The following is a 22556-nucleotide window of genomic DNA, read 5'->3' as shown; positions in this document are numbered from 1 at the left end:
GGCTTCCCCCTGCTGCGGCCGAACGCGCGTCGGCCGTCACCGACATTGTGGGAAGGCCCACCCGCCCGGTTCCAGACGCCCCCGATGGCAACTTCCTGCGCGCGTCGGCCGGAAGGCCGGACGGAAGGGGCCCCGCCGCCGGTGCCGCGCGGTTCATGGCGTGGCGGCGGGGGGCGGGTGGGGTGGCGCGGTCGGGGCTCGGCGGGTGGAGAAGGCCCCTGCGGCGGCGGCCAGGGCCGCGGTGTGCGCGGCGCGTTCGGGGAGTCGGGGGTCCGGGTCGGCGCGCAGGAGTACCAGCTCGTGGTAGACGGGCGCCGTGGCGACGATCAGCAGGCTCCGCGCGTCTGTCTGCGGGGTGGGGAGTTCGCCGCGCTCGACGGCGCGCTCGACGAGGATCTCGCACTGGGCGTACCGGTCGGCCCACAGTTGCCGCTGGGCCAGCGCGGCCTGTTCGGAGTGGAACGAGGCGGCCATCAGGGCGACGGCGAACGACGGCTGTACGACCAGGGACTCCTGGATCTCCTGGTTGAGGGTGGTCAGATCGCCGAGCAGCGAGCCGGTGTCCGGCGGTATCCAGTCGATCTCGCCGGCGGCGCCGATGACGTCGACGAGCAGGCCGCCGACATCGCGCCACCGCCGGTAGACCGTGGCGCGGTGCACTCCGGCCCGCGTCGCGACGCCCTCGATCGTGAGTCCTTCGTGGCCGCTCTCGGCCAGTTCGGCTCGCACCGCGTCGAGAACCTGGGCGCGGACGCGGGCGGTGCGACCGCCGGGACGGCGGTCCGATGTCGTGTTCAGCGGGTCTGTCATCGGCAGTCATTATCCGGTTGATCCAGGCGGCAGGGCCGTGCCAGCATCTTAACGCGACGCTTGTCGCTCTAACCGCCGGAGAGGAACCGCCTCCACGATGCCGCCCGTTCCCGCCGACCCCACCGTGCTCCACCCGATGCCCGAGCACCCCCGCGTGGTGCTGCTCAAGCCGTTGGTGAAGTCGCCGCTGATCGAGGTCGGCGACTTCTCCTACTACGACGATCCGGACGACCCGACCGCGTTCGAGACGCGCAACGTTCTCTACCACTACGGTCCCGAGCGGCTCGTCATCGGCAAGTACTGCGCGCTGGGGACGGGCACCCGGTTCATCATGAACGGCGCCAACCACCGTATGGACGGCCCTTCCACCTTCCCGTTCCCCACCATGGGAGGCTCCTGGGCGGAGCACTTCGACCTGATCACCGACCTGCCCGGCCGGGGCGACACGGTCGTCGGCAACGACGTGTGGTTCGGGCACGGCGCCACGGTGATGCCCGGCGTACGCATCGGTCACGGCGCGATCGTCGCCGCGGGCTCCCTGGTCACCCGCGACGTCCCCGACTACGGCATCGTCGGCGGCAACCCCGCCCGGCTCATCCGCACCCGCTACGACGCCGCCGACATCGCCCGGCTCCTCGCCGTGGCGTGGTGGGACTGGCCGGTGCGGCACATCACCGGGCAGGTACGGACAATCATGTCGGGGACCGTCGCCGACCTGGAGGCCGCCGCGCCGACCGACCAGCCCTGACACCGCACACAGGTCGCCTACGACGACGATCCGGCCGACCGTCCAGCAGCCGCAGGCCGATCCGGTCGGTGAGGGCATGCGAGGACGTGCGAGGACGCCGTCAGGTACTCCCCGTGCTCGTCGAGGTCATCGATCTGGTAGATCACCGGCACGGCGGCCCGGCGGTGGCCCGGCGGTGGCCCGGCCGCGATACGTAGCCGCGCCGCGGCCCCACCCGGTGCCACTGAACCCGCCGACCGAGGGCAGACGAACTCGTACGCGTCACGTACGACGTCGCCACCGGGAGACAGGGGAGAACGTGTTCGGGAACGTCGCTCTGCCGATCGCGACCGTCAACCGACCAGGGCCCGGCCGACTGGCCCGCGCGCTGCCCGAGGCGGCCCTGCTGGCGGCGGTGTACGCGGGCTACAAATACGGCCGCAAAATCGCCAACGGCCATACGGACGACGCGTTTCCCCACGCGCACTCGGTGTGGGGCCTGGAGCGCGCCCTGCACCTGCCGAGCGAACGGCTCGTCCAACGCGCCGCCATGCACTGGGAAACGGTGATCCACGCCGCGAACTACTTCTACGCGACGGTGCACTTCCCGGCGATGGCGCTCTTCCTCGGCTACATGTTCCTGCGCCGCCCGACGCATTACGTGTGGATCCGCCGCGCGATCGTCGTCCAGACCGCGCTGGCGCTCGTGGGCCACCTGCTCTACCCGCTCGCCCCGCCCCGGATGCTCACCGGCTCGGGCATGGTCGACACCGCGGCCCGCTACGGTCCCGCCGTCTACCACGGCACCCCGCAGAACCACTCCATGTCCAACCAGTTCGCGGCGATGCCGTCCCTGCACGTCGGCTGGGCCCTGGCCATCGCGGTCGGCATGATCGCCGCCCACCGCTCCCGGGCGCGCTGGCTGTGGTTGCTCCACCCCCTGATCACTCTCCTGGTGGTGGTCAGCACGGCCAACCACTACTGGCTCGACTGCGCCGTGGGCTGCGCTCTGCTGGGTCTGGCGATCCTGATCATCCCCTCGGCCGCCCCGCGCCCGCGCGGAGTCGCGCTCCCCGCACCGGGTAGACGCCCCCGTATGACGCAGCCTGCCGACCACACGAGCCCTTCCCCGCTCTCCCCCGCCCCCTTCACGCCCGCCGCCGAGCCCGACCGCGGCACCCGCCGATGGGGCCAGCGCCTGTACGTGCTGGGCGCCCTCGTCTACGTCGCGGGAATCACCATTGCCCTCCTGACGGCCCACCCCACGGCCCGCGCCGCCGTGTGGACCGTCGCCTGGGCCGCCCTCGTCCTGGGCGCCGGAGGCGCGGGACTCCTCTGGATCCGCCGCCACAAGGCGACGAAAGCCCGGGCCGAAGCGCTCAGCGAACCGCCGGTGGAAGCACCGGCGGAGGCGCGGACCGAACCGCGCACGGAAGTCCGCCACTTCGACTGAGCCCCGCGCGCCGCGCCGCTGACCCGCTTCCCCAGCGGTGCGGCGCGGTGCGGCTCCCTGCGGGGCAGAACAGCCGAACCCCGCTCCTGCGCTCGCCTACGCACGCTTGCGCAGGACCAGCCAGGAAGAGGCGAGGACCCCGGCCCCGGCCGCCGCGCCGAGGACGAGCAGCGTGGTCCGAGGGGTGAGGTACTGGAGCGCGATGCCGCCCGCCACCGCCGGTAGCGAGAGCCCGACGTAGCCGGCGAGGAAGAACCCGGAAAGGCTCTCGCCGAGCTTGTCGGGAGGCGAGAGGGCGACGACGCTGCCGAGGGTCCCCTTGTACAGGATCGCGGCCCCGGCGCCGATCACGCCGCCGCCGGCCAGGAACAGACCGAGGCTGGGAGTGGGCAGCCAGGCCGCCACGACGACCATCGCCAGGCCGGCGAGGTCGATCGGGAGGCCGACGACGAGCAGTCGCCTGACCGGCCACGTGCCGGTGGCGACCAGGGCCACGATGCCGACGGCGCACGCGATGAAGATCGCCAGCCCGGCCATCGCCAGTGACGTGTCGCCGATCACCGTGGCCAGGAACGTTCCGGCCAGGCCCAGGAAGATGGCGACTCCGGCGTAGGCCACGAACACCTCGACCAGCAGCCCGAAGTACCGGGGCCTGGCATGGATCGGGACCGAGACCCGCTGGGGGCGGTACGGCGGCAGGGGGCGCGGCCGGTGGCGGGTCTCGGGTGACGCGATCAGGGCGATCGCCCCGACGACCAGAGCGGCGAGCAGCACCAGGTAGGGCAGGACGAGCGGGTGCGGCGCGTACTGGGCCAGCAGGCCCGCGCACAGTCCGCCGAGGCCGAGCCCGCCGAAGTTGGCGCCCGCGGCGGCCAGTTGGGGTCGCCGGACGGTCTCGGTCCCGGGGCGGTGTCCCGTGTGCAATTCGTTGAGGTAGGCGGTGGCGGTGGAGACGGTGAGACCCACGGCCACCCCGGTCAGGACGCGCGCGACGAACAGCCCGGCCAGGCCGGGCCAGAAGATGAACACCACCGCGCTGACGCTCGACAGGCACACGGCGGCGAGCAGGTGGACGCGGCGGCCGTGGACGTCGGAGAGGTGACTGGCGAGGGACAGGCTCGCGACCACGCCCACCGCGTAGGCGGCGAACACGATCGTCACCATCAGCGACGAGAAGTGATCCCGGTCGGCGTAGAGCACGTAGAGCGGGCTCGGCGCGGTGGAGAAGGCGAGCACCGCCAGGAAGACCCAGGTCGCGGCCCAGAAGCCGAAATGGTGATGGCGCGGAGAGGGCACCGGTCGTAGTGAGGCGACGGGTTGCCCGGTGGTGGAAACGGTCATGAGTCCAAGATCGTCATTCCCCGCCCGACCTACCACCGGTATAGTGCCAGGTGATGCCGGAAAGTAGCCACATCGTCGACAACGCGCTGGAGATGGGCAGCCTGCCGCTCCTGCACGGCGACCGTGTCCCGTCGCACCGCCACGGGCAGGGCCATCTCGTGTACCCCGCCACCGGTGTGCTGTCGGTCACGACCAGGGAAGGCACCTGGATCGCACCCGCGACCCGGCTGGCCTGGACGCCCGGCGGCTTCGAGCACCATCACCGGGCCTACGGGTTCACCGACATGCGGGTCATCTTCCTCCCGGCCGCCCTCGCCGCCCGCCTCCCGGACCGCCCCGCGGTGTTCGCCGTCTCGGCCCTGGTCCGCGAGGTCCTGCTCGCCCTGACCGACGACACCGACACGCCCCGGTCACCGACGGCCCTCGACCGGCTGCGCGCCGTCGTCATCGACGAGCTCGTGCCCGCCTCCGAGGAACCGTTGCACCTGCCCGAGCCACGTGACGACCGGCTCCGCGCGCTCAGCCGCCTCCTGCACGACGACCCCGCCGACAACGCCACCTTGACCGAACTCGGCACGCGGGTCGGCGCCGGCCAACGGACCCTGACCCGGCTCTTCCACGACGAGCTCGGCATGAGCTTCCGGCAGTGGCGTACCCAACTGCGCCTCCACCACGCCCTCACCCTCCTCGCCGCTGGACACACGGTCACCCACACCGCGGCGGCGTGCGGATGGGCCAACCCGACCAGCTTCATCGAGGCGTTCACCGCCGCCCTCGGAGCGACCCCCGCCCGCTACCGCCACGATCCCGACGCCCGGCGGCCGATCGCCTCACCGCACCGGAGCCGAGGGCGAGGAACTGTCCGTGGTACCGGGTGACGTGCCGTCCGTGGGCGCGTCGCTCGGTGTATTGCGGAGCTCGGCGAGTGCCTGCTGGTCGGCGAGGGCGATGGCCAGTTCACCGGCGGCGGTGGGGTGCAGCGGAGCCTGGTCGGCGGCGTTCTGGACGAAGGGCTGCTCGCTGCACAGCCGGTGGCCTTCGAAGTCCGGCTGGGCGGTGGCGAAGTGGAAGGCGTCCGCGCCCTGCTGGAGCACGGCGTTGAGGTTGGCCAGGCGGGATTTGAGGACCTTCACCTTCGCCTCGGTGAGGCCGTCCTTTTCGAGGCACCTGATGTCGGCGCCGAAGGGCTCGTAGTACTGGTTGATGAGCACGTCGGGGTGGTGAGGGAGGTCGGAGAGCTGCTGGAGCAGATCGAGGTAGTTCTGCGAGAACGTCGAGAGCTGCTCCTTGAAGTACGCCGTGGACGCCTTGTCGTCGCAGACGGGCGCTTTGGCGCACAGGCCCGTCAGCACGGCCCAGTTCATGTCGTTGGCCCCGACGCTGACGATGATCACCGACGCGCTCGACGCGCGCTGCGCCACCGCGAGCTGCGGCGGTACGGCCTGGTCGCCGCGGAGCTGTACGCCGAGGAGGCCGTCGGTCACGGTCGCGCCCTGGCAGGCGAGGTTCAGCACGTTCCAGTCGTTGACCCGGCCGAGAACGGCGGCGAACGCGTCGGAACTGCGCCCGCAGGTCTTGTCCAGCGCGCTGGGGTCCTTGACCGGCTGATTGCCGATTCCCGCGGCGGTGGAGTCGCCCAGCACCACGGCGTGCACGCCGGTCAGCTGCGGTCCCTTGGCCGGGGCGACCGGCTCCGTCGGCGCGCGCCCCACCAGGTCGTCGAGCGTACGCACCTGCCGGAGCGCCTGAGGAGTGCCGGACGCCATGAGGTACACGCCGAGCGCGTTGACGGCGCTCACGGTCAGGACGCACACACCGACCATCGTCAGCGTGGTACGGCGCGGGGCGCGCCGGATTCCGGCCACGGCCACCGCGACGACGGCCGCGCAGCCGGCCGCGATGAGGAGCTCCCAGACGCAGTAGCGGATCCACCCGGCGGCCAGCTGCCGGCTGAGGGTCAGCTGGAGTGTGTCGTGGTCGTCGGACCGGACGATCTGGTTGACCTGCGAGTTGATGCTGATGTCCGCGAGCTTCAGGCGCGGCCGGATCGGTCCCTGGAAGTGCGGCTCGGTCGCCAGCGCTTCTCCGAACAGGTCGAGTTCGCCGGGTCCTGACAGGCTGAGGTCGGGCGCGACGGCGCCCACTTCGACGGTCTGGCCCGCCGCGGTGACGGACTGCATCGGGGTGAGACGTACCGCCAGCCAGATGGACGCGACGCAGACCGCGAGCAGCGCGACGACGGCCAGGAGGCTGTTCCGGCCGCGCCGGAGCCAGCGGCCTTTCGCGCTGCCGCGCCGGGGGCGGGCCACCGCCTCGTCGTCCCGGCGTTCCTGGAGGATCGGCAGTTCTGCTTTCGGCATGTCCCTCGCTCTCCGGCGGCGCCGGCCACTGATCGCACATCATCCGTTATATGGACGATACGACGTCCACCGCGCGGGATGTCGCGTCGGTGGGTCTGCGGAGGGTGATCCGTTCCGCCGCCAGCGGGCCGATTCGGCGTCAGCGGGCCGGTCCGCCGTCGGGCCCCCGGACGCCGCCCTGACCGTCCGGGCCCTCGGGCGCCCCTCCCATCATGCGGAGCATGGGCATCCCGCCGGTCCGCCAGAAGCGGATCACCAGTGCGGCGCCGACCAGGAGGAAGACGATGTTGAGCCAGGTCGTGTAGTCCCAGGAGATCCCGGCGGTGGGAATCCTCGCGTCGGCCTGATCGGGAATCAGGCCGAGCCCGCCGAAGACGAACTCGACGGCGTATCCGGCGACGACCATGGCCGCGTAGAAGGCGCCGAGCAGGTACAGCGCCATGCGGGCGCCGTAGTACCGCCGGTAGATGTTCAGGACGGGCAGGATCAGCAGGTCGGCGAAGAGGAAGGCCACGACCCCGCCGAAGCTGATGCCGCCCTTCCACAGCACCACCGCCAGCGGCACGTTCCCGATCGAGCAGACGAAGGACAGCAACGCCACCACGGGACCGATCAGCGGGCCCCACAGCTTGGACGCCAGCGGGTGGCCGTCGAAGAAGAACGCGCCCCAGAAGGCGTCGGGTACCCAGGCCGCCACGGCCCCCGCGACGAACAGACCGATCGCCAGGTCGCGCGCGATCGCCGCCCATTCCATGACGAAGACGTGCGCCACGGAGGTGAGGCCCTCGCCCGACAGCAGCCGCCGGGCGAAGGAGCCCTGCCGCCGCACGGACATGTCCATCGCCGCATGCCCCTCCATCGAACCCGCCAGCCCGCGCCCGGCCTGCTCACGGGCCTGCCGCACCAGCGGCTCGCGCAGGGTGAGCCGGAAGACGACCGCGAGTACCAGGATCATGACCGGGCCGCCGGTGAATTCGGCGGCGGTGAACTGCCAGCCCATCAAGAGGGCGAGGATCACGCCGAGCTCGACCACCAGATTCGTGGAGGCGATCTCGAAGGCCATGGCCGCGGTGAAGTCCGCGCCCTTGCGGAAGAGCGAGCGTGCCAGCGCGACGGCCGCGTACGAACACGACGAGGACGCCGCCCCGAGCGCCGAGGCCCGCAGGAGCGTACGCGGCCGGTCGTCACCGAGCAGTCGTACGACCGTGGACTTGCGCACGACCGCCTGGACCACCGCGGACAACGCGAATCCCAGGATCAGCGCCCACGTGATCTCCCACGTCATCGACCCGGTGATGGACAACGCGTGCAGGAGTGGGTGCATGGCCCCCATCCTCGTGGGTGGGGGCCTGCCATCCGGGCAATGACGTCTCCGCCCGCGTCATACGGAGCGGCCTTTCGCCGGCGGAACGGACCGCTTCCGGCGGGCGGCCCGGATCCGGCGGCGGCCCCTCGCCCTCGGCGTAGTCGAAGAGCCCGTCGGCGCCGGTCAGGCCCAGCACCCGCTGGACGGCCGGGCTGACGGCGGTCAGCCGGAGTACCGCTCCGGTGCACTCGGCCACGCGCCGGGCCCGGAGCAGCGCGTTGAGCCCGCCGCAGTCGAAGAAGGCGACGCCGCTCAGTTCCAGGCTCAGGCTGTCGCTCTCGCACAGCAGATGGTCGATGAGGACGCGGGCGAAGGTGTCCGCGCCGGTGAAGTCGATCTCGCCGCTGACCGTGACGACCGTGTGGCCGGCGCGCTGGCTCACCCGTACGGCCAGGGCGTCGGTCGGATGGGTGATCATCCGGGAGGTGTGGACCGCCGCGCCTGCGTCGTCGTCGTGCGCGGAGAGTCCGCGATCCCATTCGGACATGTCGAGGGCCCTCGCCTTCCCGATCCGGTGGCCACACCAAGTGTGTGGGCGGGCAGCAGAGGCGTCAAGCAAAACGTGAATCTGTGTTCATGCTTTGCAGATCGTGAATCGGAGATCCTACGATAGGGCGATGGACGATTCTGAGCCGCGCCCCGCCACCGGATGGACGTTCCTGACCAATCACGCACGTGTCCTGGCCGTCATCGCCCGCGACCCCGGGAGCCGGGTGCGGGACATAGCGGCGCGCTGCCTGCTCACCGAGCGCGCCGTACAGAAGATCATCGCCGACCTGGAGAGCGAGGGGTATCTCACGCACACCCGGGTCGGACGCTCCAACCTCTACGAGATCCCGGCCGGCACGGTGTTGCGCCACCCCGCCGACATGGGCCCGACCGTCGCGGACCTGCTGTCGATCCTCACCGTCCACCGGAACGGTTCCGAGCCCGAGTCCGAGCCCGCAGCCGGGTCCGAGTCCGCAGCCGGGTCCGGGTCCGGGTCCGGGTCCGGAGCGCGCTGACCTGCGCCGACGGGCACCCCCCGGGGCCGGGGCCCGGCTGCCCGGCACCGTCTCGCGGGCGACCTCGCGGAGCATACTGGGAGGTAGTGGACCACGGCGGCCGACCGCCGCACACGGCGGGTCGGCGGGCCGGGTCCGGCTCGCTTGAGATGAGGTGGTGAGCGGTGGTGCGCTCCCGGTTCGCGCCCGACTGGCGGCTCACGGTCCGCATGGTGACGGTGATGTTCCTGCTGGGCCTGGTGTTCGTGGCCTTCATCGCCGTGCTGGTCGCGCTGCTGAAGTCCGTGGTGGTCGTGGTGGTCATCGCGGCCGGCGTGCTGGCGGCGCAGTACTGGTTCTCCGACCGGATCGCGCTGTTCGCGATGCGGGCCCATGAGGTCACCCCGCAGCAGCAGCCCGAACTGCACGGCGCGGTCGACCGGCTGTGCGCCCTGGCCGACATGCCGAAGCCGCTGGTGGCCGTCTCCGAGATGGACCTGCCGAACGCCTTCGCCACCGGCCGCAACGCCGACCACGCCGTGATCTGCGTGACGACCGGCCTGCTGCGGCGCCTGGAACCGGGCGAGCTGGACGGCGTGCTCGCCCACGAGCTGTCCCACGTCGCCCACCGGGACGTCGCGGTGATCACCATCGCCTCCTTCCTGGGCGTGCTCGCGGGGCTGCTGGTGCGCTTCGTCTTCTACTCGGAACTGTTCGGCCGGGGCCGCCGCGACCAGAACACCGCGGCGCTGCTCGCGATGATCATGGCGGTGTCCGTGGTCGTGTACGGGCTGAGCTTCCTGCTGATCCGGGCGCTGTCCCGGTACCGCGAGCTGGCGGCCGACCGCAGCGCGGCCGAACTGACCGGACGCCCCTCCGAACTGGCGTCCGCGCTGGTCAAGGTGAGCGGCACCATCGCCCGTATCCCCACCGAGGACCTGCGCACCGTCCGGGCCTTCAACGCCTTCTTCTTCACCCCGGCCCTGAAGGAGGGCTCGGCCCTCGCCTCGGTCTTCTCCACCCACCCCAGCCTGGAACGCCGCCTGGACGCCCTGGCGAAGCTCTCCACCGAGATGGGCCTGCGCGCCTGAGCGGTCGGCGCCGCCCGTCGAGGTCGTCGCGATGAGCGGGCGCCCTGACGCCTGGCCTGGGGTCGGACCGGCGCACAAGAGTGCCCCGCGCCGACGGCCGGTGCCAGAGCTGAGGTGGCGGGCCGTGGGCGCGGGGCGGTCTTCATGGGGGTTGGTCGGCCGGTGGCCGACGGCGGGTCAGCGCACGCGGATGTGCGTCTGGGTGGAGGAGCCCTCGATCGACGAGTTGCCGACGTAGACCACCTTCAGGGTGCGCAGGCCCCGGGTGGTCATCTTCAGCGAAGCCGAGGCGGTGCCTCGGGCCGTGAGTTTGAGGGTCTTGACCCGGCGCCCGTTCTCGTAGACCACTACGTTCCCGCCGGGCGTGCCCGCCGTGGACGAGACCGTGACCTTGAGCGTCACCGACTGGTTCTTCTTCAGCGATGTCGCGGAGAGCCCGACGGCGACCCGCGACTTCGCCGCGGTGACCTTGGCGGTCTGCGGCGAGGTCGACGACGCGGATGCCTTGCCCGACTTGGACGCGGTCACCGTCACCGACAGCCGGTGCCCGATGTCGGCCTTGACCGGCCGGTAGGCCGACGCGGTCGCGCCGCCGATCAGCCGGCCGTCGCGCCGCCACTGGTAGCGGAAGGACAGGCCCGTGGTGTTCCACGAACCGGTGGTCGCGGTCAGCGCCGAACCGTACTTCGGCGTCCCGCCGATCTGGGGCGCGACCAGGGCCTTGATGGTGTCCACGTCCGCCAGGTCGACCACCACCGAGTGCACCGGCTCAGGGTTGCCGGCCACATCGGTGGAGAAGAAGTCGACCGTGTGCCGGCCGAATCCCTTGACCGAGGGGGTCTCCCCGGCCAGCACCTTCCAGGCGCTCCCGTCGATCCGGTAGGTCGTCGACGCGACGCCGCTGAGCGCGTCCTGGGCGGTGAGGCCGACCGTGGCCCGGTCCGCCTCCGCCGTCCCGGACTTGCGGGTCACCGCGACCTTGGTGACGGGAGCGGTCCCGTCGATCCACACCGACGCCGTCCGCTGACCGGTGGAGTTGCCGGCCGCGTCCTTCGCCCGGTAGGAGACCGCGTGCTTGCCGTCCCCGCTGACCAGGACGGGAGCGACGTACGCCTGCCAGCCGGCGGACCCGCCGACCTCGACCGTGGGAGCGGCGTCCCGGTTGTCGACGGCGGTGACGGCCACCGAGGCGTCGCCCCGGTACCAGCCGTTGTCGCCGGGCGCGGCGGCACTGGTCACCGTCGCGGAGGCCAGCGGAGCCAGGCTGTCGGCGGGCACCGGCAGCACCCAGCTGTCGGCGATCGACGGGTCGAAGTAGCCCGAGGCGTCGAGCGGGAACTCGTACTTGATGCGTACGGTGCCGTCGTTGGCGAGCGCGGCGGGGGTGTCGATGACCGTCTGGTAGGTCTTCGTGCCCATACCGGTCTCGGTGCGCTTGAGCGTGTACGTCTTCACCAGGGTGTCGTTGACGTAGATGTTGTACTTCTTCGTCCTGGCGCCGTCGAACGTCTCCCGGTTGCGGAGCATGAACGGCTTGCCCGGCGTCACGTGGGCCACGGCCGAGTACCAGGAGCCCGGGTTGGCCGAGTTCGCGTAGCGTCGGTCGAAACCGGCTTCGGTGTTCGTCCCGCTGGCCGGTGCGGCCATGATCGCGTGGGCCTTCTCCGAGGCCGCGTTGCCGAAGTCGATGTAGTCGAGGACTTCCTGGGTCGGCGGCGCCGGGAGGTTGACCGTGATCTTCGCGGCCTTGTCGGCGAGCGTCACACCCTGGTCGACGAAGTCGACCTCGGCGGCCTGGTCACCCGCGACGGTCTCCAGTCCGGGGAACAGCGGCAGGACGACGGTCTTGGTCGCCCCGGGCTCGATCGTGACCCGGTCGGAGGCGGGCGGGGTCTTCCACCCGTCCGGCACGGCCGCCGTGAGCTGGCCCGACACCGCCGAGCCGCCGTTGTTCCTGACCGTCGCGGTCAGGGTCGCCTTCTCGTCCGAGCCGTCGACCGGACCGGCCGACGTCACGGTGGTGATCTCGACCCCCGACGTCACCGAGACCCACGGCGTCGAGTCGTTCAGGGTGAAGGTGCCGTACTGGCTGGTGAAGGTCAGCTTGACCGACGCGTTGTACGTGCCGGGCTTCTGGTGCTTCGGCACGCGGACCGTGAACGGCAGTTGGACGCGGTCGCCCGCTCCCAGCGTGTCCTTGGCCGAAGCGGTCGGGTCGACATTCCAGTCGTCGACCGTCACGACGGCCTTCAGGTCGCGGATCGCGGCCGTACCGGCGTTCGCGATCTCGACCGTTCCGGGGATGTTCGCGCCGGGGCCGCCGGGCTCGGCGACGGGCGGGACGACCACCGAGATTCCGAGATTCGCGGCGACCGCCTTGCCGAACAGCGCCTCGATCGCGTCCAGGCGCGCCGTCAGGTCGTTCTTGACCGGTCCGTCGACCGACGAGCCGGCCAGCCAGGTCCTGAGGGTACGGATCGGCGCGACGCCCTCGCTCAGACGCTGCGACGCCTGACCGGAGTCGCCCGCGACGTCCGCCGCGACGGCGTCCTCGACCTTGCCGCTCGCGGTGTCGAGCGCGGCGCCGACACGGGCGCGGTCGTCCGCGCCGAGGTCGCCCGCCGCCGCCAGGTCACCGGCGTGCGCGTCGGTCTTGTGGATCTCGGTGACGATGTCGCCGAACAGGGCGCGCTTGGCGTCGGAGTGGATCGCGTACGTACCCGAGCCGACGGTGAACGTGACGACGCCGTCGGCCACCGAGACGTCGCTGACGCCCTCGGCCTTCGTGATCGGCGTGCCGCCCTCGGTCACGGCCTCGATGTTGCGGGCCGGGACGCTGACGCGCGAGGTCGTGTTGACCGGGACCGTGATGTCCAGGGACATTCCCTGGTCGGTCTTCTTCCAGCTCGACCCGATCGTGCCGTACACGGACTCGTAGGTGCCCTGACCGCTGGTCAGGTCGCCGCCCACGGCCGGGGCGATCCTCGACTCCTTGTAACCGGCCTTGAGCGCCGAGATGCCGCCGATGTTCTGGTACATCCAGTCACCGACCGCGCCGTAGGCGTAGTGGTTGAAGGAGTTCATGCTGACATCGCCGAAGCTGCCGTCGGGGTTGATGGAGTTCCAGCGCTCCCACATCGTGGTGGCGCCGTGCTCGATCTCGTAGCCCCACGACGGGTAGTCCTTCTTCAGGATCATCGTGTAGGCCAGGTCGGAGCGCCCGATGCTGGTGAGCGCGGGGAGCAGCCACGGCGTTCCGAGGAAGCCGGTCGTGAGGTGGTAGTCGGTGGTCTTGAGCTTGGCGACGAACTTCTCGGCGACCTTCGCGCGCAGCGCGGGATCGGTCACGAGGTTCATGCCGAGCGCCATGGCGTACGCCGTCTGGCTGCCGCCCTGGACGGTGCCGTCGGCCGCCACGAGCTTCGCGGTGAACGCGGCGCGCACATCGGCGGACAGCTTGGCGTAGGTCGCCGCGTCGGCGTCCTCACCGATCGCCTTGGCCATCTCCGAGAGCATGCGCGCGTCTTCGGCGTAGTACGCGGTGCCGAGGACGTCCGTGCCGGTGTTGTCGTCGAGGTTGAGCCAGTCGTTCCAGTTGCCGCGCGCCGAGTCGATGAGGTCGTCGCCCGCGCCCTTCTTCACGAAGCCCAGGAACTTCGTCATCGAGGCGTAGTTGGCCCGCACGATGGCGTTGTCGCCCTGCGCGTGCCACACCGCGTACGGCACCGTGACGGCCGAGTCGGACCAGCCGAGGCCGCTGCCGAGGTCGATCGTCGGCACCGACGGCGCGATGCCCGGGTAGTTGCCGTCGCTGTAGGCGGAGTCCCGCAGGTCGGTCGTCCACTTGTTGAGGAAGGCGCGGGTGTCGCGCAGATAACTCGCGGTCGGCGCGAAGACGTTGATGTCTCCGGTCCAGCCCAGGCGCTCGTCACGGGCCGGGGTGTCGGTCGGGATCGACAGGAAGTTGCCGCGCTGTCCCCACGAGATGTTGCTCTGGAGCTGGTTGAGCATCGCGTTGGAGGTCGTCAGCGTTCCGGTCGCCTTGAGGTCGGAGCCCCAGACGACGCCGGTGACGTCGCCGAGCGCGGGTGCGCTCTTGATGTTGGAGATCTCGAGGTAGCGGTAGCCGTGCTGGGTGAACTTCGGTTCGTAGACGACCGTGCCGGTCGCGCTGAACGTGTAGTAGTCGGTGACCTTCGCCGCGCGGAGGTTGGCGGTGTAGAGGCTCCCGTCCTTGTTCAGGACCTCGCCGTAGCGGATCTTGACGGTCTGTCCCGCGACACCCTGGAGGCGCATCCGGGCGACGCCGACCATGTTCTGGCCGAGGTCGTAGATGTACGTGTCGGCGGCGGGACTGGTCCGCGTCAGCGCCGGAAGCTCGCCGGTCACGCGCACGGGCTCATCGGGCTGGGCCACGAGCTTGGCGGTGTCGGAGGCGCCGATCGTGACGGGGTTCCACGCCGCGTCGTCGTAGTCGGGGCGGTCCCAGCCGGGCTGTTCGGCCCGCGCGTCGTACGTCTCGCCGTCGATGTTGTCGGCGGCCGCGTAGGGACCCGAGTGGCTCTTCCACGTGCTGTCGGTCTTGACGATCTGGTGCGTTCCGTCGGTGTAGTCGATGCGCACCTGCGCGATCAGGCCGACGGAGTTGCCGAACATGCCGGGGCCCCACATGCCGACCTTGCCGGCCCACCAGCCGTCACCGAGCTCCGCGCCGATCGCGTTCCGGCCGTTGCCGACCTGGTCGGTGATGTCATAGGTCTGGTACTGGACGCGCTTGCGGTAGTCGGTGTCGCCGGGGGCCAGGAACTGGTCGCCGACCTTCTTGCCGTTGAGCTCCAGCTCGTAGGTGCCGTGCGCCGAGGCGTACACCCGGGCCCGCGCGACCGTCTTGCCGGGTTCGGTGGTGAACTCCTTGCGCAGCAGCGGCAGATTGCTGTCGCTGGTCCGCAGGATCACGTCGAGCTTCTTCTCCACGAGCAGCCCGTCCGGCGTCAGGGCGCCGCCGGTGAACGGGTTCTCGGTCCCGGAGAAGTCGGTCCGGAACAGTTCGTCACCGGCTTTCGAGGTGACCTTGACGGCGTGGATGTGCGCGGCCTCCGGTCCCTCGTTGGCGAGGTCCTGGCGGAAACCGATGAAGCCCTTGGCGAAGGTGGTGTCGGTCCGGCTGTCGATCTGGGCGCCGTCGAGCTTCGTGGTGATCGTCGGGCCGTCCACGGTGAGCGACAGGCGGTGCGTGCCGGTGAGCAGTTGGGCGGACGTCAGCGTCGTGATCGGGATGTTCCCGAGCAGGGAGAAGCCGCCGTTGACCTTCTTGTGCGGCCGGAACTTCGGGACTCCGGTCCCGTCCGCGGTGCTGATCTGCCACATGTACGCGTTGCCGGTGTCCGACGCGCGCAGGTAGACGCCCAGCGCCAGGTTGTCGAGGGTGAAGTCGATGTCCGTGGTGTAGTCGTTCCACTTGTCGATCTCACCGCCGGCGGACTTGCCGATCCAGTCGCCGGTCCACTCGGCCGCGTCGAGGATGCCGGTCTCGAACCAGCCGGGAGCGCTCCAGTCGCTGGCCCGGCCGTCTCCGTCCCAGACCCTGGCCTGCCAGTAGTAGCGGGTCTGCGAGGTCAACTTCGGCCCGCCGTACCGCACATCGAGCTGGTCGCTCGACGCGACCTTCCCCGAGGACCACACGTCGTCGGCGGCAGCGCTGGTGCCGACCCGGACCTCGTACGCCGTCTGCACCACGCCACGGGCGCTCGACGTCGACTTCCAACTGAACGTCGGGGCGTCGCCCGCGATGCCGAGCGGGTTGGTCCGGGCATTCGTCTGAAGAGCGCCGACCGTGAGGCCGTTCCCCTGCGCCGCGGCGGCCGCCGGGTCGGCGGCCAGGAAGGCGACGGCAAGCATGACGAGCGCCGCGAGCAGAGCGATCAGGCGTCGCCCTCCGGACGCGGCGGGTGGAGCGGGAAGTCCGGCAACTGGTCTGGCAGGCGTCATGTCGACGGGCCTTTCGTGGCAAGTTCGTGGCAAGAGAAAGCCCTCGCGGCTCTCGCCACGAGGTGAAACGTTCCAAAAATGATGTGACGGCTGTCTCATGTCAAGAGTTTGGACAAGATCAGCACGCGCTTGACCGTGCCAAGGTGCGCGACCGCACCACCTGACACACGTTCATCGCCGATTGAAACGACACACAATTGAGCTGGACCAGCGGCGCGAGGCGTTTCCCGGAGGGCCGGCGGCGGATCGGGGCGCGAGGTCTCAGTAGGGAATCGCGAAGACGCGGTCGCGGGTCTGGCTCGCCACGCCGTCGGGGAGGACGAGGCGTTTGAGGAAGTCCGTGTCCCCGGTGTCCAGGCACCATTGGAGCAGCGTCGCGCGCAGCCGTTCGCGCAGGGCGTCGTGGCTCTCCTCCACCGCCAGGTTCCGGGTCTCGCCCGGATCGGCGCGCAGATCGTGGAGTTGTTCGCGCCAGCGGCCCCAGCTGTAGACCGTGTATTTGTGGCGTGCGGTGATCAGTGAGCGCCCGCGCGTCAGGGGCGGGTCCGGACGTTCGAAGAGCGTCTCGACCACGATGTGGTCGTGGCCGCAGGGTACTTCGGGGGCGGCCAGGAGGTTCCTGCCGCGCAGTCCGGGCGGGGCCGGGACGCCCGCCGCGGCGCACAGGGTGGGCAGCAGGTCCAGGCCGACGGAGACCAGCGCGTCGCTCACGCCGCCGCTGCCGCGACCGCCCGGCGGCCGGATGACGAGCGGGACCCTGACGGCTTCCTCGAAGAGCGCCGTCTTCTGGTTCCACGCGTGGGCCGCGTCGCCGTCGCCGTGGTCGCTGGTGAACACCACCAGGGTGTCGTCGGCCGCGCCCGTGGAGTGCAGCGCGTCGAGCACGGTGCCCAGTGCCGCGTCGGCCCGTTCGACCAGGCGGGCGTAGGTGTGACGGTACCGCCGCCAGTCGTCGGGGGTGTAGCCGGCGGTCCCGTACACCGCGGCCTGGACGGCCTGTTCGTGCCGGACGGCCTCGGGTTCGTAGGGATGACGGCCGAAGTTCGACGGGAGCGGCGGGGCTCGGCGTACCGGAACCGCGGGCACGTCCCCGTACGGCATGGGCTGGTCCCTGGCGTACTCGCAGACGGTGTGCGGATCGTCGAAGGAGGCGACCAGGGCGAAGGGCCGGTCGCCGGGCACGCGGGAGGTGAGCCAGCGCGCGCACGCGTCGGCCAGACCGGCGTCGCCGAAGGGGCGCAGCACGGTGAAGCCGTCCTCGGGCGTCGCGCTCGCAGTCCGCGCGTGCCACTTGCCCGCGTAGAGGGTGTCGTAACCGGCGGCCCTGAGCAGGTGGCCGAGGCTGTCGGGACGACGGCCCGGATCGCTGCCGGGGGCGGAGGATGCCGGAGCATTGCCGTTGACGCCCAGTTCGTGCGGGTACCGCCCGGTCAGCAGGCTGCCGCGCGCCGGGACGCACAGCGGGAAGGTGGTGTAGGCACGGTCGAAACGGGTGCCCTGCGCGGCGAGGCGGTCCACGTGCGGTGTCGAGACATGACCGGCGCCTGCGCAGCCGAGCATGTGCGCCGCGTGCTGGTCGGTCAGCAGCACGAGGATGTTGGGGCGTTCGGCCCCGGCGGGGGCCTTCATCGCGCGGCGCCACGGGGCGCCTGCCCGTGGTCCTCCGTCTGCTCCCGCGCTCGCGCCGTCCACGCCGCCAGGGCCGACCGGCCCGGCCACGGATCGCCGGTGCGGTCCAGTTCGCCGGTCAGCGCCGCCGCGAGGGCGACCGCCTGGGCGGACCGGTCCGCGACGACGTCCGTGCGCTCGTAGGGGTCCGCCGCGAGGTCGAACAGCCGTACCGTGACCGTGCCTTCGGGTGCGTACGCGGCCACCAGCTTGTGCGTGCGGGTGCGCAGGCCGCGGATGTCGGGGTCGCCGGGCCCGGCCGCGGGTCCCAGATACAGCGCGGCCCCTGGCCGTACGGCGCCCCGGTCGCCGGGCGGGGCGAGCAGCGCCCCGGACAGGTCGCGCCCCTGCGTGCCCTCGACGATCGCGTCCGCCACGCCGAGCAGGCCCAGAACGGTGGGCGCGACATCGGGCGAACTCAGCAGCAGGTCGTCCCGGCCGGGCGGGACGTGGCCGGGCCGGGAGACCAGGAACGGCACGCGCATCGACTCCTCGTAGGGCACGTTCTTGTACATCAGACCGTGGCTGCCCAGTTGCATGCCGTGGTCCGAGGTGAACACCACGAATGTGTCGCCGGTCAGCCGGTGCTCGTCCAGGGCGGCGAGCACCCGGCCGATCTGGTGGTCCACGCCGGTGACCGCGGCGTAGTAGGAGGGCGCGGCGCGTGCGGCCTCGGCGGCCTCCGGACGGTCCCAGTCGACGTTCGGCCGGGTCAGCAGTTCCCGCGCTGACCGTGTCGAGTAGCCGTCCAGGTACCGCTGCGGCACCTGGTCGAAGGGCTGGTGCGGCGGGTTGTAGGACAGCACGAGGGCGAACGGCGTGCCGCCGCGGTGGTAGTCGCGTGCCGCGCCGTCGAGGAAGGACAGGGCGACATCGGTCTCGTGCTCGGCCGACCACTGGTCGACCCTGACCGGGGCCTCGCGGGGCGCGTCGCCGGTCCAGTAATGGGGCCGGGCGTGGTCGTCGCAGCAGCCGTGGGAGTACCAGAAGCCGAAGCCGTGCCTGCGGTCGGGCGCGGTGTACGCGTCCCAGACCCGGCCGTCCTCGCGGACGCCTTCCCCGGCCGCCGCGTCCGCCGGCACCGGGGCCTCCAGATGCCACTTGCCGATGTAGCCGAGCGCGTACCCCTCGTCGGCGAGGACGTCCGACCAGCACCGTGTTTCCGGCCGCAGCCCCACGCCGAGTTCGGCGGTCGCGGAGTTGACGTTGAGGTGGACGCCGTTGCCGTACGGGTAGCGTCCGGTCATCAGCATCGCCCGGCAGGGGCTGCACACCGGGTAGTTGCTCACCGCCTGCGTCAGCACCCTGGATTTTTCGGCCAGTTCGTCGAGGGCCGGGGTGCGGACCGGGTCCTCGCCCAGGAAGCCGAGGCAGCCGGCCCGCCACTGGTCGGCGATCACCAGGACGAGATTGGGGCGCCGTACGGAACCGTCCTCCCCCGGTGTCATTTGCCCATCCCCAGGGTGAGACCTTCGGTGAGCCGCCGTCCCAGCCAGATGTAGACGACCAGCATGGGCAGGACGACGATGCACAGCCCGGCGAACAGGCCGCCCCAGTCGGCGCCGCTGTACGTCTGCTGCTGCACGAAGGAGATCAGCGCGATCGGCAGCGTGTAGTTGTCGGTGGACTGGAGCAGGGTCAGGGCGAGCAGCGTCTCGTTCCAGTGCGCGATGACCTGGAGAACGAACGCGGTGACGATGCCGCCGCGGGCGACGGGCAGCATGATCCGCCAGAAGGTGGCGGCCGGGGAGACCCCGTCCAGGGCCGCGGCCTCCTCCAACTCCTTCGGCAGCGAACGGAAGAAGCCGGTCAGCAGGAAGACGGTGAAGGGCAGCGAGACGCCGATGTAGACCAGATTGAGGCCGAGCAGGCTGTCGGTGAGGTAGACGCGGTTGAGCATGACGAACAGCGGGATGAGGATCACCTGCACCGGCACACCGAGGCCGAGCACGAAGAACAGCGTGAGTCCGCGGCTCAGTCGGGTGTCCTGCCGGGACAGGTAGTACCCGGCGGGCGCGGCGACGGCGACGGTCAGCACCGAGGAGATCCCGGTGACCACCACCGAGTTGAACGCCGCCCGCCCGAATCCGCTGACCGTCCAGGCGTGCACGAAATTGTGCGCGGACAGCGCGTGCGGCAGACCCCACGGCGAGGAGAGGATGGACCGGGTGTCGCGGAACGACTGGAGCACCAGCCAGACCAGTCCGGCGACGTTGGCGGCGACGAACAGCCAGGTCACGGCCACGCCCGCGGTGCGCAGCGGGCTGCGTCCGCCGAGCGGTGTCCGGCCGCGCGGCCCGGCCGGCCGTCTGACCTGCAAGAGGGAACTCATGGGGTACGCGCCTTTCAGAACTCGACGGCTTCCCTGCGCATCAGGCGCCGCAACAGCACGACGAGCACGGTGACCAGCAGGAGGGAGAGGATCGCCGACGCCGTGGCCGCCCCGTAGGAGGGCACCGAGTCGCCGGAGAAGGCGGTGGCGTAGGTGTAGACGGCGGAGGTCCAGGTCTTGGTGGGCGGGATGCCGTTGCCGCTGCTGCCGCCGAAGATCCAGACGATCTCGAAGATCTTCACCGAGGAGATCGTCCACAGGACCGCGCAGACTCCGAAGACGTCCCAGGTCAGCGGGAGGACGACGTAGCGGAGCCGCTGGAGGGCGCCGGCGCCGGCCAGCGCGCAGTCCTCGTAGTAACTGACCGGGATGCGGTCGACACCGGCCATCAGGATGGTGGTGAAGTAACCGGTCGTCATCCAGGTCATCGTGACCATGATGAGCGGGAACATGTTGTCCTGGGACAGCCACTGCGGCGGGGAGTGGATGCCGAGGTGGGCGAGCAGGGAGTTGGCCAGGCCGTCGGGGTTGAAGATGAATCCGACCAGGACTCCGTAGACCAGGGCGTTGACCAGGTGCGGGAAGAAGATGATCGACCGGACGACCTTGCGGCCCGCCATGTCCCGCAGGATCAGGGTCAGGGCGAAGCTGATCGCGAAGACCGCGATGCCGACGAGGAAGAGCAGCTTGAGGGTGTTGCCGAGCGACTCCATGAACAGGTCGTCGTGGAGGAGCCGGGTGTAGTTGCGCAGTCCCGCCCAGGTCATGGGCCCGGAGCCGGCCCAGTTGTGCAGGCTGATCCAGACCGCGCCGCCGATCGGCGCCACGAAGACCACGGTGTAGAGCAGCAGGGCCGGGCCGACGAACGGCACGAAGAGCCGCCGTCGCTGCCGGGCGAGCGTTCCGCCCGCCGCGGTGCCGCCCGGACGGGCCCGCTCGGGCCGCACCGGTCCTGGCTCCTGGCCGGTCGCGGAGTCGGCGGCCGGGCCGGTGTCGGGACCGGCCGGTGCGGTCCTGATCACTGCGGCTGGTCCTTCCAGTACGTGGCCTGGGCCCCCTGCATCTGGTGCACGAACTCCTCGGCGGAGATCTTGCCGAAGAAGAGTTCGTCGTCCTTGGCCCAGAACAGCTTCTCGTTGTAGCCGGGGAAGGCCACGCCGTCGTTCTGCTGGTGGAAGGAGTCCGCCTGGTCCAGTGCCTTCTTCACGTCGGCCATCTCGGGCGAGGTGGCCGCGTCCGCGCGGACCGGGATGACCTTGGCCTGCCGGCCCATCGCGTCCTGGTACTTCTTGCCGAGCAGGAAGGCGGCGAACCGCTGCGCGTCCTTGGCGTCGTCGGCCTTCTTCGGTACGGCGAAGCCCACGAAGTCGGCGCGCATGCTGGAGTGACCGGCGGCGGTGACCGGGAAGGGGAAGGCCGCGTACGCGAAGCCCTTGGCCGCGTAGGTGGCGGACTCGGTGGGCAGCCACGAGCCGTTGAACATCAGTTCGGCCTTGCCGTTCGCCCACTTCTGCTGCTCGGCGGGCCACTTGCTCGCCTTGTATCCGTCGATCAGGTAGCCGCCGCGGACGAGTTGCTCGACCTTCTTGGCGGCGTCCAGCACGGCCGGGTCGAGCCACGCCTTGCCGGTCCGGTCGGAGGCGACCTTCTTGAGCCCGCCGGGTCCGAGGTTGCGGACGATCAGGGTGGACAGGAACGCGGCGTTGTAGCCGGTCACGTCGCCGTCCGCGGCGAGCGGGGTCCGGCCGTCCTTCTTGATCCGGTCGAGCAGGGCGATGAACTCGTCCCAGGTGCGGGGCGGGTCGCGTCTCAGCTCGGGGTGGGCCGCGGCGTCGTACCAGACGGCGTCGGAGGTGATGCTGTACGGCACCATCCAGGGCCGGCCCGCCGCGTCGTCGATGTCGATGGTCTTGAGGTACTTGGCCGGGATCAGCTTGCCCGCGGTGGAGCCGTCGACCTCGGTGTCGAAGGCCGAGGTCAGGCCGAGCGACTGCTGGGTGGCCACCAGCGCGGGGACGAGCTTCACATAGGGACCGTCGACCAGGTCGGGCACATTGTTGGTGTTCAGCGCGGGCACCAGCTTCTGCAGGTTGTTCCGCCCCTGCCACTGGACCTTGACCTTGATCCCGGTCTGCTTCTCGAAGTCGGTGACGGCCAGGGCGAGCACCTTCTGCTGCGGCTCGCCCTCCTTCCACATCGACCAGTAGGTGAACTGCCGGGACGAGCCCGACGAGGAGGTGGCGCCCGAGCACGCCGTCGCGGCGCACAGGAGGACGCCCACGGCGCCCAGCGCGACCGGGAGCTGCCAGCGATGACCTGAGATATGCGTGCCCATACTTCCCGCCTCTGGATGAGGGCAGTGGATGACTGCTCTGTGCGGCCCACTGTCACGAGCGCGGAAGAGAGCATTCAAGACGTATTGCGTCCCGAATCCGCT

16 protein-coding genes are annotated in these 22556 nt (G+C 70.7%); 5 read left to right on the top strand and 11 right to left on the bottom strand.

From position 1 onward, the window contains the following. Positions 1 to 153: 153 nt before the first annotated feature. Positions 154 to 810, bottom strand: a complete 657-nt coding sequence (locus ACIO6U_RS18210) for a TetR/AcrR family transcriptional regulator (RefSeq protein ID WP_401720166.1) — start codon at positions 808 to 810, stop codon at positions 154 to 156. Positions 811 to 907: 97 nt separating this feature from the next. On the opposite strand from ACIO6U_RS18210, the gene ACIO6U_RS18205 reads away from it, so the two are divergent. Together ACIO6U_RS18205 and ACIO6U_RS18200 are read left to right on the top strand one after the other, a co-directional pair. Beyond that, complete coding sequence (locus ACIO6U_RS18205) at positions 908 to 1558, top strand: CatB-related O-acetyltransferase (protein ID WP_391048058.1); 651 nt, start codon at positions 908 to 910, stop codon at positions 1556 to 1558. 298 nt (positions 1559 to 1856) lie between these two features. Beyond that, entirely contained in the window at positions 1857 to 2990 is a 1134-nt protein-coding gene (locus tag ACIO6U_RS18200) for a phosphatase PAP2 family protein (protein WP_401720163.1), read from the top strand. 96 nt (positions 2991 to 3086) lie between these two features. Here the strand turns inward: ACIO6U_RS18200 and ACIO6U_RS18195 are convergent, their stop codons facing one another. Then, positions 3087 to 4331, bottom strand: a complete 1245-nt coding sequence (locus tag ACIO6U_RS18195; protein WP_355335231.1) for an MFS transporter — start codon at positions 4329 to 4331, stop codon at positions 3087 to 3089. A 53-nt stretch (positions 4332 to 4384) separates the two neighbouring features. On the opposite strand from ACIO6U_RS18195, the gene ACIO6U_RS18190 reads away from it, so the two are divergent. Then, a complete protein-coding gene (locus ACIO6U_RS18190) occupies positions 4385 to 5209 on the top strand; it encodes a helix-turn-helix domain-containing protein (RefSeq protein WP_391048064.1) in 825 nt (274 codons plus the stop codon). Here the strand turns inward: ACIO6U_RS18190 and ACIO6U_RS18185 are convergent. The 3 genes from ACIO6U_RS18185 to ACIO6U_RS18175 form a co-directional block, all read right to left on the bottom strand. After that, complete coding sequence (locus ACIO6U_RS18185; protein ID WP_401720159.1) at positions 5162 to 6691, bottom strand: GDSL-type esterase/lipase family protein; 1530 nt, start codon at positions 6689 to 6691, stop codon at positions 5162 to 5164. The genes ACIO6U_RS18190 and ACIO6U_RS18185 overlap by 48 nt on opposite strands. 139 nt (positions 6692 to 6830) lie before the next feature. Further along, positions 6831 to 7976 carry a permease gene (locus ACIO6U_RS18180; protein ID WP_401720157.1) on the bottom strand — a complete coding sequence of 382 codons (1146 nt, stop codon included), beginning with the start codon at positions 7974 to 7976 and terminating at the stop codon, positions 6831 to 6833. Continuing rightward, the gene (locus ACIO6U_RS18175; RefSeq protein WP_401720154.1) at positions 7876 to 8544 is read right to left on the bottom strand and encodes an STAS domain-containing protein; all 669 of its coding nucleotides are present in this window, start codon (positions 8542 to 8544) and stop codon (positions 7876 to 7878) included. The genes ACIO6U_RS18180 and ACIO6U_RS18175 overlap by 101 nt, the downstream gene beginning before the upstream one ends. A gap of 130 nt (positions 8545 to 8674) precedes the next feature. On the opposite strand from ACIO6U_RS18175, the gene ACIO6U_RS18170 reads away from it, so the two are divergent. After that, entirely contained in the window at positions 8675 to 9061 is a 387-nt protein-coding gene (locus ACIO6U_RS18170) for a helix-turn-helix transcriptional regulator (protein ID WP_401720152.1), read from the top strand. A 167-nt stretch (positions 9062 to 9228) separates the two neighbouring features. Beyond that, positions 9229 to 10131, top strand: a complete 903-nt coding sequence (gene htpX, locus ACIO6U_RS18165) for a zinc metalloprotease HtpX (protein WP_391048225.1) — start codon at positions 9229 to 9231, stop codon at positions 10129 to 10131. A gap of 177 nt (positions 10132 to 10308) precedes the next feature. Here the strand turns inward: htpX and ACIO6U_RS18160 are convergent, their stop codons facing one another. The 6 genes from ACIO6U_RS18160 to ACIO6U_RS18135 form a co-directional block, all read right to left on the bottom strand. Beyond that, positions 10309 to 16029, bottom strand: coding sequence for a family 78 glycoside hydrolase catalytic domain (locus ACIO6U_RS18160; protein ID WP_401720149.1), 5721 nt, complete (start codon positions 16027 to 16029; stop codon positions 10309 to 10311). Positions 16030 to 16380: 351 nt separating this feature from the next. Next, a complete protein-coding gene (locus tag ACIO6U_RS18155) occupies positions 16381 to 17748 on the bottom strand; it encodes a sulfatase (protein WP_401720146.1) in 1368 nt (455 codons plus the stop codon). After that, a complete protein-coding gene (locus ACIO6U_RS18150) occupies positions 17745 to 19235 on the bottom strand; it encodes a sulfatase (RefSeq protein ID WP_401720143.1) in 1491 nt (496 codons plus the stop codon). The genes ACIO6U_RS18155 and ACIO6U_RS18150 overlap by 4 nt, the downstream gene beginning before the upstream one ends. Next, positions 19232 to 20119, bottom strand: coding sequence for a carbohydrate ABC transporter permease (locus ACIO6U_RS18145; RefSeq protein ID WP_401720137.1), 888 nt, complete (start codon positions 20117 to 20119; stop codon positions 19232 to 19234). Before ACIO6U_RS18145 ends, ACIO6U_RS18150 begins: the two co-directional genes overlap by 4 nt. A gap of 14 nt (positions 20120 to 20133) precedes the next feature. After that, entirely contained in the window at positions 20134 to 21141 is a 1008-nt protein-coding gene (locus ACIO6U_RS18140; protein WP_391162796.1) for an ABC transporter permease subunit, read from the bottom strand. Then, a complete protein-coding gene (locus ACIO6U_RS18135; RefSeq protein ID WP_401720134.1) occupies positions 21138 to 22454 on the bottom strand; it encodes an ABC transporter substrate-binding protein in 1317 nt (438 codons plus the stop codon). Before ACIO6U_RS18135 ends, ACIO6U_RS18140 begins: the two co-directional genes overlap by 4 nt. Positions 22455 to 22556: the final 102 nt, after the last annotated feature.

The sequence above is a fragment of the Streptomyces sp. NPDC087422 genome (assembly GCF_044744145.1).
Lineage (GTDB): Bacteria > Actinomycetota > Actinomycetes > Streptomycetales > Streptomycetaceae > Actinacidiphila.
Note: the sequence above shows the minus strand (reverse complement) of the source record. Positions and strands in the feature narration are given on the sequence as shown.